This window comes from Lachnoclostridium sp. An118 (assembly GCF_002160985.1).
Lineage (GTDB): Bacteria > Bacillota > Clostridia > Lachnospirales > Lachnospiraceae > Claveliimonas > Claveliimonas stercoravium.
Map to the genome: position 1 here is coordinate 124,367 of NZ_NFLQ01000005.1, position 12,219 is coordinate 136,585.

Here is a 12,219-nt window from a genome sequence, read left to right on the forward strand (position 1 = left end):
AATGTGCCTGTAAGGATGGCCCGGTACAATAGAGCCAGAAAGACAAAGGAGGCACACAAAGCTATGAAACCGATCATCGAGACACACGAACTGACAAAGACATACGGAAATTTCACAGCCGTCTACCGGCTGAACCTTCATATAAGGAAGGGGACTGTATACGGATTTCTGGGCCCCAACGGGGCCGGGAAGTCCACCACCATGAAAATGTTCCTGGGGCTTGTGCGCCCCACTGTCGGCACATTCACCATCGATGGGATGGCCTACCCCAGGGACCGGATGGAGATCCTGCGAAGGACCGGCTCCCTCATCGAGGAACCCTCCTTCTACGGCAATCTGACGGGCCGGGAAAACCTCGACCTGATCCGCCGCATCCTGGGACTTAAGCCCTCCGCTGTGGACGACGCCCTGGAGCTGACAGGTCTGACCCGGTTCGGGGACCGCCCGGCAAAGAAATACTCCCTGGGCATGAAGCAGCGGCTGGGCCTTGCGGGAGCCCTCATCGGCCGGCCGCCCCTCCTCATCCTCGACGAGCCCACCAACGGGCTGGACCCGGTGGGCATCCACGAGATACGCACGCTCATCCGGTCCCTGCCCGAGAAGATCGGCTGCACGGTCCTCGTCTCCTCCCACCTCCTGCCGGAGATCGAGCTCATGGCGGACGACGTGGGGATTTTAAACCGGGGCCATCTCCTCTTTGAAGGCAGCATGGAAGAACTGCGGGAGACGGCGGCCATGAAGGGGCTTCCCTCCGATAACCTGGAGGAGACCTTCCTGGCTCTGGTGGACGAAGACAACAGGAAACGGAGGCCTATGTGATGACGATCGGTATAGAACTGAAAAAACTGAAATCCACAGGATTTTTTACATCCTTTTTTGTGGGAGGCCTGGTGGCGGCCCTCGTGCCCATAGCCAACACAGGATTCCGGACAGAGCTTTTCACCTCCCTGGAGGGCTCGCCCCTGTCCATCCTCCTTAATGCCAACCTGCAGATGGTGACCATGCTGAACCAGATACTCATCATCTGCGGAGCCTGCCTGATGTACCATACAGAATACGCGGACCACGCCATCCGCAGGATGCTGACCCTGCCCCTCAAAGGAGAGTCCCTGTTTTTCGGGAAGTCTCTCCTCCTGGCCCTGGGATTTTTCTTTCTCCTGGTCCTGGAGAGCGCTTCCTACGCCTTCTGCACCATGCATTGGTTTAGGATGACAGACGGTTTTCTCCCGGAGCTTTTAAAAAACATGGGATTTGCCACTCTCCTCACACTTCCCACCCTGCTCTTTATGCTGCTGGTGGCGTCCGCCTGCCAGAGTATGTGGGTGAGCCTTGGCATCGGCGTCATCTTCATGTCCATGGGAACCGTCCTGCCGGAGGGCCCCTTCCCTCTCACGCTTGTTCCCTTTGTCACGCCCTTTAAGACACTGGCCGATGCGGGGAGCGGCTGGGCCGCCTACGCCGCCGCATCGGGTGCGGAGCTTCTGCTCCTCGCCCTTGCCGCCTGCATGTTTATCCGAATAAGGAGGTACTCACTATGAATCTATTTGCACTCACTGCTGCCGAGCTCAAAAAAATACGGCGCTCTTTTATCCTGCCCCTTCTCTTTGTCCCCCTGGTGATCCTTTGGGTCCCCAATATCATCAATGCGGACAAGAGCCTCACCCCTGTGATGGCGGGCATCACGCCGGAGAACAACTTTTTCATCCAGAGCTTTATGGGCTTTGCCTGGTTCATCTTTCCCGCCAGCATCATCGTGTGCACCGTTCTTTTGCAGCAGCTGGAGCAGAAAAACAAGGGGCTCCTGAAAATGCTGGCGCTTCCCATAAATCCCAGGCTCCTGTGCCTTGCCAAATTCCTTGTCCTTGTGCTCCTGGCCTTTATCCAGGCAGCGGCCATGACAGGGCTCTACTTCCTCTGCGCCCGCATCGCCTCCTCCTACGTGGGCGCCGGCCTGATGGCCCAGACCGGCATGGTGCTGCGGATATCGGGTACCCTCTTCCTCTCCTCCCTGCCCATGATGGCTCTGTACTGGCTGATGTCCGTCTGCCTGACCACACCAGTGTTCTCCATCGGACTGGGGCTGGCCACCATGGTCCCCTCCGTTCTCCTGATGAACACGAAGCTATGGTTCCTTTACCCGCCCTGCTATCCCTTCTATGTGGTCACGTCAAACTACATGAAGCTGTCCACAGATCCGGACAGCGCCATCGACCTGGTCCCCTGGGTCCCTGCGGCGGCAGGCATTTCTATCCTGTGCCTGCTCATCGCCTGTCTGGCCTTCGGACACAGGGAGAGAAAATAAGAAAAATGAAAACAAGAACGCAAAAGGAGTGATATTTTTATGCGCACACCCAAGACAGACCCGACAAAGGCGGCCATCCTGACTGCCCTCTGCACCATCATGGTCTTTATCCCATGGACCATCTTCCCCCTCCGCACCCAGCCCTGGGCGCTGGAGATCCCGGCCGCCGGCATGATCATAGCATGCTATGCGATTTTCATGATATTTTCCGGTATTTTCACTCTCATATGTTACTCAAAATACCGGGCACAGAACACGCTGATGAAGATCTGCGTGGTCATCAATCTCATCTACGCCATTTTCGGCGTGGCGGCCCTGGGGATGATGGCTGTGACGGCGGCGTGACAGCGTCATGACAAAGGCTGCCGGGGCTGTCCGGCAGGCAGGCCCTTTTCATCTTTTATATGAGAAGCGCAGGCAGTCCGGCGGCTGCCTGCGCTTCTTAAATACAGTTCCCTGTCATTACTTTATATCGCCACTTTACTTCGACTATTTTACTTCGCTGAGCCTCTCCTTTAATTCAATTGTTTTGCCTCTGTCGGCGTCTCATGATTGGCAGCCTTTCTTTCGAAGCCGCAGCTCAATCTTTTGCTCAGCCACTATCCTTTCCAGTACATCTGCGGCGTGCCGGCTTTTCTCCTTATCCGACAGTTCATCCAGGTCTGCCTCTTCTTTAATCTGCAACAGGGCTTCCCGCAGCTCCGGCAGCTCCAGCAGATTGACAGCCAGGCAGAAAAAGGTCTTCCTTCGCCCATCATTATAGTGGGCAAGAAGGTCTTCCAGTATCCTGGCCTTTTCCTCCTGTTCCAGATTATAAGCCTCTATCCCTATATTTCTGGCTCTCTCCAAATCCAGCTTCTGCCTCCTGTGGGTGATAAAGGAGTCGTACTCATCAATATGCAGATACCTATCGCAGGGATATTTCTCACACTCATAGCAGTATTCAATCTTGCCCTGCTCCAGGCTGCACCTGGCTATCCCGCAGGATTGATTTCCGTTGCCGCAGCCGCCACAGTATTTCCCGATGAACATGGGACACAGCCCGCAGTTCAGACCGCAGAGTGACAAAAGCTGATTTTTACGTACAAATCCTTTCATAATCCCCCCCCCCCCAGAATTTACGGCCTTTTTTCTATGATGTAGGACTGCAGACTTTTTTGGCAGCCATTCTTCTCATAAAATCCTTCCACCCCTGGCTGAGCTCCAAAAAACAGCATGCTGGGAGTGTTCTCCCGGGCCAACTCAAGAAGCCTGCTGCCTATCCCCTTTTTCTGATACTTAGGAAGTAAAAGCCGTAAGCTTCCTGTCGTCTACTATGTATTCCATCTGTCTCCTCCGCTAAAATTTTTATCTCATACAGGCGTTTACGAATTTCATCGGCACATCCATGCGCTCTGCCGTCTGCTCCGGTGTCATTCCGCTATCCAGGAAGCGCCGGCATACTGCTTTCAGGTTCTCCCCAACCTCTATGATATGCCTGTCCGGGTCATAGAAGCGGACAACACGCTGGCCCCAGGGGTGTTCTGTGACCGGGTGGACATACTCCACATCACATTCCTTCAGCTTATCGACAAATTTCTCAAAATCATCCTCTTCAAAATAAAGTTCAAAGTTGTTGCCGCCAAACGAGATTTCCGTTGTGCCGATAAAATCCTTATATGTATCAGCTGTCTGCAGGGCCAGGCCGCCGGTCAGAGTCTTATTGGCTCCAAAGTCCATAATGACATGAAGGCCGAAAACTTTTTTATAGAACTCAACCGACCTGTCGATATCTGTTACCACCAGCATAGGATTTTTCAATTTCATTTTCATCTCTCCTCATCATGCCATTTTCGTTTTTCCATTAAACAGACCCATTCTCTGGATCTCAACATTACGGTCCGACGTGGTACTGACGCCGCGATTAGAGGAGCGATCTACTCCAGGCTACAAAATACCATTTAAAAGTGTCCCTGCAAAAATGGAGGCCGCCCCAACGATCACGAACATCGTTCCGACTACGCACTGGATAAGCTGTCCGCTCTTTTTGATGTACGAAGCTTCCGGCTTTTTCAAATTGTAAATAACACTGCATTCATTTCCCTCAACAAAAATCCCGTTTGAAGTCCAGCCTGTGTTTTGCGTATAGCTTCTTCCGCATACATGATACTCAAACACAGCTCTTGTACTCTGTCCGTCCGTTTCAATCTTGATGACTCTGCCTGTTGTCTGGCCCTTGTATTTTATAAACCTAATGTATCTGGGAACAGAGACTATAAGCCCCACCACCAGAAACAACCCTCCCATGATCCAGAACACTGCCATATCTGTCTCCCTCCATTTCTACCTTAGTCTGAAAATCTTCTCTTTGTCTCCTATACTCCAGAAATCAAGGACCCTTTTCCATGATATAGGACTGCAGGCTTTTGGGGACAGCCATGCGGGCCTTACATTTCCAAATCTATCGTAGGGAAGTTTCTCGCATTTTCCACAACACTTCAACTTCTGCTTATTTTCGCAGCAATCATATATACCGCAGCAACTAATAATTTCATCTATTTATGTTGCTCTATACAAATTAGGATTTGTTTATTTCATCTTCTTCGATATTTTTTTTGGTCTGCTCTATTGCCGCTGTTACTATACCTCGAATTTTTTCTTCTGTTATGCTTTCATCTCCAAAACGAAATGTCATTACCGCTGTATGTCCTTGCATGTGATATAGACAAGTTAATTGCCCCCAACAGGGGATACTATAGTAGTTAATTTCCCCAGTCGAGAAACTTCCAGCTTCTTTGGGATACATAATTTGCGGAGTATCAACACTATTTAGAATCTTTTTTACCATTTCAGAAATTCTATCTATCGAATCAGAGCTATCAGTGTTTTCATCGCCCTCAATGCCTATGGTTTCCTCCGAATAATCAACATTGAATCCATATTCTTTGGCAATATCACTTACTTTATTTAGGTAATCCTGACTCTCCAACAGAACTTTTAAATAGTCGTTTCTACATCCAAAATGATATGTATTATCATAGATCAGACCGTGTACCGTGAACTCTATTCCGTTTTTATCTTCAAATTTTCCTGAATCATTTTCTTTATTAAACGATTCCACAACCACAAAATCATGTTCTGGATATTCTTCCTCGAGACACATTATAATGCGTTCATCTGTGTTCTTCCCACTTAAAGGATTATTCTCACCGTACGTATCCTTCGTTAATTCAACTAATTCAGAACAACCGGATAAGGATACACACACTAATAATAAGGTGAGCAAAAACATTCCTAATTTTTTCAAATTATGTCCCCCTACAAATTCCAATTTCTATCCTTTTTTCTTATTTCATTCTCCAAACTCAACCTGCTTATTTAAAAGCCATACTATTTCAACGGCTATAAATCCACTCTAAATCCACTATCCACAAAACGCTTGCAAACCGTTTTTAGTGTAAGGTATAGAACAGTCAAATCAGAATTCTGCAGCTTAGGCTCATACTTTTAAATCATATTCTCCTGGACTTTGAACACTTATAGTTGCAAATCTTAATTGCTCTTTTTTATCATAAGCATTTTTTAATATCATATATCCGTTGACTATGCTAACAGCATATCTCTTCATGATACTCTTTAAATTGTTGTATACTCTTTTGCTGCTTTCATCATACCAAATTGTAGATACAGTTGTAGGCAAAATAGTATTTTCATCATATGATCCACCCAGATCGATAACAATACTTGTTTCATTTAATTTTTGATTTATATGTTTATATTTATCAAGTCTCACTGTTTCATCATCTTCTATAACAAGATATTGATTTCCTATATGACGCCCACTAAGAGAAATGCCAAAGTTGTCGATTTTAGTAATATCTGTTATCTTATCGCTATCGCTTTTGCCACACCGATAATATTTTATCATATTGTTCTTTTGGAATTCTCTGAATATGTTTTCTAAATCTTTTTTCGTTCCAAACACTCTAAAGCTTCTTGAACTCATTTTATTTTATCACCCGTACAAATCCTGATTTGCATTTGACATGAGAACAAAACCAACAAACCTGTTCTTACTGCTTTGTGCGGCATCGGTCTGCTCCTTTTTCTTTTTCATTTTATCAAATAATCCCCTATTTTTAGACCTCACACCGTATTTTTCAGCTATTTACTGTCGCCAACATAAAGAATGGCATAGACTTGATTTATCCTTGCCGGGTCTGTTTCTTCTACACTACCGTCATAATATACCGCTACTTCATCGCCAATTTCACCGCCAAAAGCGCCGTCTTTTCTCTCGACATTTCGCGAAACTTCTATATTTTTATAACTTTTATACAGCTCATCATCCTCATTTACGCTGATCACAATATAGGTTTCGCTTATTTGAGAAACAACACCTTTTACGCATGGCTCATTATCGACAATATAATTGATGTCCCTTGCACAGCCGGATAATGCAGATATACAAATAATAAGTGAAACTATTGTAAATATATTGATTTTTTTCATTATGAAATCACCGCTCCTGCATCGCAATATCAGGTATTCCCGCATTCTCGTTTTTATGATATTATCTCACAAGGTAAATTCTTTCTTCAATTTCTTATATGAAGGCTTACTGGCGAAGAAATCTCTTCTGCGTGCGATCATTTCGCACACCATTTTATATGCCGTTTCTTCGGATTTCAGTTCAGGACAAAGATGTTTGATACAATGATCATATAATTCTTCATGCCATTCAATATACAGTTTTCCTACATAAAAGGAGTCCTTGAGTATCTGAAGAAAACGACCAAAGTATTCTTTTCCCTCCTCAAAATCTCTTTTTAGAAAGCAGAGCATAGCCAATTCATAGACTTCCCAGAACACTCTGTGTCCCGGCATGTCATTTAGCTGACTTTCCATCTGTTCTTTTGCATAACCCATATCGCGGAAAAGGCGGTATTCCCTCACTTTTTCCAAGGCAGCTTCAGCAAAGTGTTCCATTTTTTCCTCATAGGCGGCATCATTGCCTCTATACGAAGCATATCCCGCCTTATCTACACGATAACCGATATTAAACGCCAGTGTATCGTTTAAGCCTTTACTGGCTTCCCATAAGAAACTGATCCCAACATTCAGATATGAACCTCTGTCATATGCACTGGGCTGAAATTCTACCTGTATTACAAAATACCCGTTATCATCAATCCATCTTCTGGAAGCCCCCACTCTGAAGAGTCCTTCGGGGGCAAGTATTTTCTTAGCTGCTGCATTTATGATTTTGTTATGTTGTCCTGGCATTTTTCCTCTCAATCGTAATCTCCTCACAGATCAGGAGTTGTCAATATAACTCTATTTCCTCTGAGCCTTCAAATGTGGGTTCAGCAATGTATTCTTTTACGCACCACTGTTTAATATATTGTGCAGCCCTGTGTTCTGCATATTTTGCATTTAGGACCTCTCCATTTTCATCAAGTTCAAGGTTATTCATAAATATTGCATATACTGTTTCTAATAAACTTGGGCTTTCTTTAAATTCACTAAAATAATCTATTCCTTCTAATAATGGATAACCCACTGTCCCATTTGCGATCCAATATGAAAATTGTCTAACAGCACCGCTTACCGAATGACTTAACTTCATACATCCTCCTTATAAGGTTAAATGTTTTTCCAACATAATCGAATTGCCCGTCTTACTCTTCCAACAATCTCACGGCCTCTACCAGATATCCAAAGGATCCCAATTTCTGTTTCTTCATATAGCTGAATTTTTTATACTTGCTCTGTCCAATACTCGCCGCTATGTATTTCTCCGGATTTTCGATTTCCCGGAAGGGCTGTTTCATAAGCAGACAAGCAGCCAGATACATCGTCTTGCAGGCCTGGTGAGCGGCAATTTCACCACTGTATCTTTGGTCCATCACATGGCTGTCCAACGCCTGGATGCCTCGAAGATACAGAGGGTACTCTTCTTTATCTACACTGCCTTTTCCAATAATACATGCGGCTGCCCGAATCGTGTCACGCAGCACATCTTCCCCTCTCAACTCTAGGCCCCGATACGCAAGTTCTTCTGCCACTGCTTTGTCATATGTTTTTTTAAGTGCCTCCTGATCAGAGAGGACCTCCGTCAGCGTTGTCACATCATAGAGCTGTTTGATTATTTCCAGCTCTTTATTGACACCAAGAGGAACGCCCGTGGTATGCGGAGCAAAGGCTGTCAGTTTATCCCCAAGGATACATTCCGGACTGGGGATTGTAACAGATACCGGCGCTCCTTCATTCCAGAGCAGGGAACTTTCAATACCTCTCTATATTGTTACCAGGTAGGGACTCTCTGCAAAAACCACATCCAGCAGGATATAAAATTCTGTATTGCGAAGCGGCGAGTCATACACAAACTTAAAGTGTCTCTTTTCAATATGGTTTTTCCCCAATCGTTTCTGTTCCTCATAGGTTTTAAACGGGAAAATCTTTGCCGCTTCCATGATATACCGGTCAATATCCGTTCCCGGCTCTACCAGGATATCTATGTCAGTTGAAAGCCGCCGGGGCTGATCTGTCATCAGCATCAGACAACTTCCGCCCTTAAATACAAATGGCATACCTACCTGTGCAATAGCCTCCAACAGTCCAAACGCATATAAGACTCGTTCCAGAAGCCCAGGATCTTTTTTATATTTACTGCGCAGCTCTCGTATATGCTCTATCTCATAATTTTCTCTTGTCAGCATCTCGTTTCTTTTATTCTCCTGGCGTCAGTTGTACATTCGTTTCCTGACGGATAAATGCTTTCATCTTTGTTTCTACATTGCGCCGCCTTGCATAACGGAACATCTTGGTCGTATCCAGATAATATTTGTGGAAGGCGTCTTCCATGATGGCCGGATACTCACTTTTTTCAATAAGATAGCCGGTAAACTTGCTTGTAAAGAGATCCACAAGAAGCTTCTCCAGCCGGCTGCTATGTCCTTCCCGGGGCTTTGGCGCTTCCGAAATCAGTTTTAATACAACAACCGTGTTTTCTTCCCCTTTATGCCGATAATAGTATTCCATCTGAGGTGAATAGAGTACATAAGGATATTCCCTATGCAGAGTATCAAACACTGTCTCCTCAAGCATATTTTCCACTTCCACCACAATCAGGTTCTTTGCAATCTGATGGTTCACAAATTCGTTAAACTGTATCAATTCCCACATCTGGAATTCTACCAGAGGATATTCTTTTGTAATCTTTCTTTCAATGTCCCGGTATTCTTTAGAGTGAGTGTAACCATATTGGTTCTTCTCTGCCATATCCGACATTCGCTCATATTTTCCCTGTCCAACTGCTATGATCTGATTTTCTTTTTTTAGTTTTTCCAGGAGCCAATTGATAGAGGATTCCGCATATTCTGGATTTAATGCATGGACTGCTTTCCTGAACTGGCTTTTTGTAAAAGTCTTCCCTGGGAAAAAATTCTTCAGTACAGTTTCCTGATCCATCTTCTCACCACCGTTATTAATCCGGCAATTTTTATCATTTTTGCCGATTTTATAATGATATTATATGCGATCCGTTCCCCAAAATCAAGGTTAAACTTCCCTCATCGGAAAATACAGATAACTCTTTCCTGTTGCCGGGTCAGTATAGTCGTGAACTGCTCCGACCAGAGGGACACCCTCCTCCTTCATTTGTCCGAGGGTTTCCTCAAACGCTCCACTATGGTTTTCAACAACTATATACTCATAACCCGGTATTGTCCACTTGGTCCATCCATCAGGAGCTTCTGCATGGTCCACGCATTCCACTCCCGCCAGATACAAGCCTTTGCCAAATCCCTCACCGTCTGATGTTGAACCCTCTTTTCCAATGACAACAAATCCGTCCTTTTTCACCTTAACCATTCTATCCCTCCTCAAATAGCAATTCATCTTTTTATATAGACTAAATCCGTCATACCATCATACGACCGTGTTCTGAGCAGCCTCAGCTTGATTTCACGGTCAGCCTTTTCAAAAAGCCGAATGCCTGAGCCAAGAATTGTTGGGATAACAGTAATATGATAGCGATCGATCATATCTTCTCTGACCAACTGCTGGACCAGATTTGCCCCTCCGCATATCCAGATCCCTTTTCCGCTTTCTTCCCGCAGCCTTTTTAGCAGCAGGGTGGGATTCTTACTGGTAAAGCGGATTTTATCAGAGGATGCTTTGGAACGGTGCGTCACAACATAGGTTGTAAGGTCGTTATAAACCCACTCATTTGGCGAGAGCTCCGTGACAATCTGATGGTAGGTATTCCAGCCCATTATCACCGTATCAATATCTTTCACAAATTCAGAATATGCGTCAATGCTCTCATCCCCATTGCCCTGACCGGTCAGCCAGTCAACACTGCCCTTCCCGTCTGCGATATAGCCATCAAGGCTCATCGCTATGAACAAACTGATTTTTTTCATGATCTCTCCTATCGCCTCACAGATGGAAAATCATCTGTGGATATACATTCTTATCAGATTGGGTCCGTCCTCATCCCGGACCATACATAAAAATTCCCAGCCATACCTCTCATAGAAGGTTGTGTGGTCTGTGACCAGATAAAGCGGGGTTATCCCCTTAGACTTCATATCCTTCACAACTATGTCAAGTAATCGCCCCGCGATCCCCTGACAGCGATACTCCTTCTCCGTATACACCGCACATACATTGGGCGTAAGGTCTTTCCTGTCATGAAAATCATTTTCAATGACTCCAAGGCCGCCCACAATTTGTCCGCTGTCCAGGCAGAGATACCAGCCATATTCGGTTTCATTGTCAAGATAGGCTTCCATACATTCAAGATAAGCTTCCTGCGGCACTCCCCATTTGTCATGGAACCATGCCGCAGCCTCTTCTTTTAGTTCGGGCTTTTGTCTCAAAGTGACATAGGTATATTCTTTCATATCGCCCTCCAAAATTTCGGTTTATCTGTTCTGCTTATCGATAAATATGGGTTTCTCTCCATCGTCAATCTCAAACCTGTGGCCATCCACTCTTATATACGTGCTGCCTGTCGCAGAGTGCAGATAGGGAATGATATCTCTGTCATAGTTACAGATCGTATTGATCGCAAAAATATGATGATTGCCGGGATTTGCCATATATTCATCATCTTCATTGCCAGCCATAAATCTCCAGCCGCTGTCTGGATTTTCCCCGACAGGTTGTTCACGATACATATATCCGACTTTAAAACCTTCCTTCGTTATTTTATCGGATACGATACATCCCTCTCCGTTGGGTTCATTCCACTCGATCAACTTTTCAACTTCTATTTTAATAAAATCATTTCCCTTGTCAGATGTTCCCATAACCTGTCCCTCCATGCCATATACTATACTGCTTGCCGATTTACCGGGAAAATGCCCCGGCTGTCTTCCTGACTGTATTGGCCGTTCTGATCGTCAGTTTTCCGGCAATGTCAGAGCTTGCCGTTTTGGACCACCAGTTTGTCTTTTGGTAATCCTTTCGCACAAAGGACCAGAAGACGGCGTTTTTGTAATCCATGACCCTCTCCAGGCCTTCTTTCGGCTCCCCGATCTCACGGAGCACATCCGTAAATGTAAGCGGCGGCAGGATAAAAATAAGGTTATCATAGATGTCTTTATTTTCATCGTCCCACCAGTCAGGCGCGTGCTGCAGGATGTCCTCCAGCTCCTCACTGGAAATGACAAACACCGGGACTTCAAGCCCAAACTCATCTTGCACCATCCCTTCAATCTGCCCTGCCAGCCTGTCTGTATCGTCCTCCTCGCTGGAGAAAACCACGTTCCCGCTGTTCAGGTATGTCTTCACTCCCTCAAGTCCCAGCTTTTCAAAGCCTTTCTTCAGCTCTGTCATTGGGATCTTGTTTTTGCCGCTTATGTTGATGCCGCGCAGGAATGCGGCAAAGCTTTTCTCCTCTTCCATAAGACACCTCCTTTTTCTCA

20 protein-coding genes and 1 pseudogene are annotated in these 12,219 nt (G+C 45.6%); 4 read left to right on the top strand and 17 right to left on the bottom strand.

Annotation, left to right across the window (positions count from 1 at the left end; translation table 11 throughout):
- The first annotated feature begins 63 nt into the window (after positions 1-63).
- Genes B5E62_RS06300 through B5E62_RS06315 form a run of 4 tightly spaced genes read left to right on the top strand, consistent with a single transcriptional unit; the run spans position 64 to position 2,647 of the window.
- Entirely contained in the window at positions 64-819 is a 756-nt protein-coding gene (locus tag B5E62_RS06300) for an ABC transporter ATP-binding protein (RefSeq protein WP_087173771.1), read from the top strand.
- Positions 819-1,538 carry an ABC transporter permease gene (locus B5E62_RS06305; protein ID WP_087173772.1) on the top strand — a complete coding sequence of 240 codons (720 nt, stop codon included), beginning with the start codon at positions 819-821 and terminating at the stop codon, positions 1,536-1,538. The genes B5E62_RS06300 and B5E62_RS06305 overlap by 1 nt, the downstream gene beginning before the upstream one ends.
- Positions 1,535-2,302, top strand: a complete 768-nt coding sequence (locus tag B5E62_RS06310; protein ID WP_087173773.1) for an ABC transporter permease — start codon at positions 1,535-1,537, stop codon at positions 2,300-2,302. Before B5E62_RS06305 ends, B5E62_RS06310 begins: the two co-directional genes overlap by 4 nt.
- 39 nt (positions 2,303-2,341) lie before the next feature.
- Positions 2,342-2,647, top strand: coding sequence for a hypothetical protein (locus tag B5E62_RS06315; RefSeq protein ID WP_087173774.1), 306 nt, complete (start codon positions 2,342-2,344; stop codon positions 2,645-2,647).
- A 201-nt stretch (positions 2,648-2,848) separates the two neighbouring features.
- On the opposite strand, the gene B5E62_RS06320 is transcribed toward B5E62_RS06315, so the two are convergent.
- The 17 genes and pseudogenes from B5E62_RS06320 to B5E62_RS06395 all read right to left on the bottom strand — a co-directional run bounded on the left by B5E62_RS06320 (position 2,849) and on the right by B5E62_RS06395 (position 12,199).
- Positions 2,849-3,400 carry a DUF3795 domain-containing protein gene (locus B5E62_RS06320; RefSeq protein WP_087173775.1) on the bottom strand — a complete coding sequence of 184 codons (552 nt, stop codon included), beginning with the start codon at positions 3,398-3,400 and terminating at the stop codon, positions 2,849-2,851.
- A gap of 20 nt (positions 3,401-3,420) precedes the next feature.
- Positions 3,421-3,594, bottom strand: a pseudogene (locus tag B5E62_RS17730) (GNAT family N-acetyltransferase); the annotation flags it as partial.
- Positions 3,595-3,649: 55 nt separating this feature from the next.
- Entirely contained in the window at positions 3,650-4,108 is a 459-nt protein-coding gene (locus B5E62_RS06330) for a VOC family protein (protein WP_087173776.1), read from the bottom strand.
- Positions 4,109-4,228: 120 nt separating this feature from the next.
- A complete protein-coding gene (locus B5E62_RS06335) occupies positions 4,229-4,606 on the bottom strand; it encodes a DUF3592 domain-containing protein (protein ID WP_087173777.1) in 378 nt (125 codons plus the stop codon).
- Between the two features lie 253 nt (positions 4,607-4,859).
- Positions 4,860-5,588 carry a hypothetical protein gene (locus B5E62_RS06340; RefSeq protein WP_087173778.1) on the bottom strand — a complete coding sequence of 243 codons (729 nt, stop codon included), beginning with the start codon at positions 5,586-5,588 and terminating at the stop codon, positions 4,860-4,862.
- A gap of 192 nt (positions 5,589-5,780) precedes the next feature.
- Positions 5,781-6,287 carry a hypothetical protein gene (locus B5E62_RS06345; RefSeq protein WP_143468811.1) on the bottom strand — a complete coding sequence of 169 codons (507 nt, stop codon included), beginning with the start codon at positions 6,285-6,287 and terminating at the stop codon, positions 5,781-5,783.
- A 158-nt stretch (positions 6,288-6,445) separates the two neighbouring features.
- Positions 6,446-6,793, bottom strand: coding sequence for a hypothetical protein (locus B5E62_RS06350; RefSeq protein WP_087173780.1), 348 nt, complete (start codon positions 6,791-6,793; stop codon positions 6,446-6,448).
- Positions 6,794-6,859: 66 nt separating this feature from the next.
- Positions 6,860-7,579, bottom strand: a complete 720-nt coding sequence (locus B5E62_RS06355; protein WP_143468812.1) for a hypothetical protein — start codon at positions 7,577-7,579, stop codon at positions 6,860-6,862.
- A gap of 28 nt (positions 7,580-7,607) precedes the next feature.
- Positions 7,608-7,910 (bottom strand): DUF7677 family protein, encoded by a 303-nt coding sequence (locus B5E62_RS06360; protein ID WP_087173782.1) that lies wholly within the window; start codon positions 7,908-7,910, stop codon positions 7,608-7,610.
- Between the two features lie 52 nt (positions 7,911-7,962).
- Positions 7,963-8,316, bottom strand: a complete 354-nt coding sequence (locus B5E62_RS17495; RefSeq protein ID WP_330398034.1) for a hypothetical protein — start codon at positions 8,314-8,316, stop codon at positions 7,963-7,965.
- 264 nt (positions 8,317-8,580) lie between these two features.
- The gene (locus B5E62_RS17500) at positions 8,581-9,003 is read right to left on the bottom strand and encodes a nucleotidyl transferase AbiEii/AbiGii toxin family protein (protein WP_330398035.1); all 423 of its coding nucleotides are present in this window, start codon (positions 9,001-9,003) and stop codon (positions 8,581-8,583) included.
- A 10-nt stretch (positions 9,004-9,013) separates the two neighbouring features.
- Positions 9,014-9,754, bottom strand: coding sequence for a DUF6577 family protein (locus B5E62_RS06370; protein WP_087173783.1), 741 nt, complete (start codon positions 9,752-9,754; stop codon positions 9,014-9,016).
- Between the two features lie 90 nt (positions 9,755-9,844).
- A complete protein-coding gene (locus B5E62_RS06375) occupies positions 9,845-10,156 on the bottom strand; it encodes a GyrI-like domain-containing protein (RefSeq protein ID WP_087173784.1) in 312 nt (103 codons plus the stop codon).
- 23 nt (positions 10,157-10,179) lie between these two features.
- Complete coding sequence (locus B5E62_RS06380; RefSeq protein ID WP_087173785.1) at positions 10,180-10,710, bottom strand: dihydrofolate reductase family protein; 531 nt, start codon at positions 10,708-10,710, stop codon at positions 10,180-10,182.
- 30 nt (positions 10,711-10,740) lie between these two features.
- Positions 10,741-11,193 carry a GNAT family N-acetyltransferase gene (locus tag B5E62_RS06385; RefSeq protein ID WP_087173786.1) on the bottom strand — a complete coding sequence of 151 codons (453 nt, stop codon included), beginning with the start codon at positions 11,191-11,193 and terminating at the stop codon, positions 10,741-10,743.
- Positions 11,194-11,214: 21 nt separating this feature from the next.
- Positions 11,215-11,601 carry a DUF2185 domain-containing protein gene (locus tag B5E62_RS06390; protein ID WP_242957746.1) on the bottom strand — a complete coding sequence of 129 codons (387 nt, stop codon included), beginning with the start codon at positions 11,599-11,601 and terminating at the stop codon, positions 11,215-11,217.
- 40 nt (positions 11,602-11,641) lie between these two features.
- Complete coding sequence (locus tag B5E62_RS06395; RefSeq protein ID WP_087173788.1) at positions 11,642-12,199, bottom strand: DUF1697 domain-containing protein; 558 nt, start codon at positions 12,197-12,199, stop codon at positions 11,642-11,644.
- Between the last annotated feature and the right edge of the window lie 20 nt (positions 12,200-12,219).

Excerpts from the sequence above, each read along its gene's own strand:
- B5E62_RS06300 (WP_087173771.1), top strand. The coding sequence starts at position 64 with ATGAAACCGATCATCGAGACACACGAACTGACAAAGACATACGGAAAT.
- B5E62_RS06305 (WP_087173772.1), top strand. The coding sequence starts at position 819 with ATGACGATCGGTATAGAACTGAAAAAACTGAAATCCACAGGATTTTTT.
- B5E62_RS06310 (WP_087173773.1), top strand. The coding sequence starts at position 1,535 with ATGAATCTATTTGCACTCACTGCTGCCGAGCTCAAAAAAATACGGCGC.
- B5E62_RS06315 (WP_087173774.1), top strand. The coding sequence starts at position 2,342 with ATGCGCACACCCAAGACAGACCCGACAAAGGCGGCCATCCTGACTGCC.
- B5E62_RS06320 (WP_087173775.1), bottom strand. The coding sequence starts at position 3,400 with ATGAAAGGATTTGTACGTAAAAATCAGCTTTTGTCACTCTGCGGTCTG.
- B5E62_RS06330 (WP_087173776.1), bottom strand. The coding sequence starts at position 4,108 with ATGAAATTGAAAAATCCTATGCTGGTGGTAACAGATATCGACAGGTCG.
- B5E62_RS06335 (WP_087173777.1), bottom strand. The coding sequence starts at position 4,606 with ATGGCAGTGTTCTGGATCATGGGAGGGTTGTTTCTGGTGGTGGGGCTT.
- B5E62_RS06345 (WP_143468811.1), bottom strand. The coding sequence starts at position 6,287 with ATGAGTTCAAGAAGCTTTAGAGTGTTTGGAACGAAAAAAGATTTAGAA.
- B5E62_RS06350 (WP_087173780.1), bottom strand. The coding sequence starts at position 6,793 with ATGAAAAAAATCAATATATTTACAATAGTTTCACTTATTATTTGTATA.
- B5E62_RS06360 (WP_087173782.1), bottom strand. The coding sequence starts at position 7,910 with ATGAAGTTAAGTCATTCGGTAAGCGGTGCTGTTAGACAATTTTCATAT.
- B5E62_RS17500 (WP_330398035.1), bottom strand. The coding sequence starts at position 9,003 with ATGCTGACAAGAGAAAATTATGAGATAGAGCATATACGAGAGCTGCGC.
- B5E62_RS06370 (WP_087173783.1), bottom strand. The coding sequence starts at position 9,754 with ATGGATCAGGAAACTGTACTGAAGAATTTTTTCCCAGGGAAGACTTTT.
- B5E62_RS06375 (WP_087173784.1), bottom strand. The coding sequence starts at position 10,156 with ATGGTTAAGGTGAAAAAGGACGGATTTGTTGTCATTGGAAAAGAGGGT.
- B5E62_RS06380 (WP_087173785.1), bottom strand. The coding sequence starts at position 10,710 with ATGAAAAAAATCAGTTTGTTCATAGCGATGAGCCTTGATGGCTATATC.
- B5E62_RS06385 (WP_087173786.1), bottom strand. The coding sequence starts at position 11,193 with ATGAAAGAATATACCTATGTCACTTTGAGACAAAAGCCCGAACTAAAA.
- B5E62_RS06390 (WP_242957746.1), bottom strand. The coding sequence starts at position 11,601 with ATGGGAACATCTGACAAGGGAAATGATTTTATTAAAATAGAAGTTGAA.
- B5E62_RS06395 (WP_087173788.1), bottom strand. The coding sequence starts at position 12,199 with ATGGAAGAGGAGAAAAGCTTTGCCGCATTCCTGCGCGGCATCAACATA.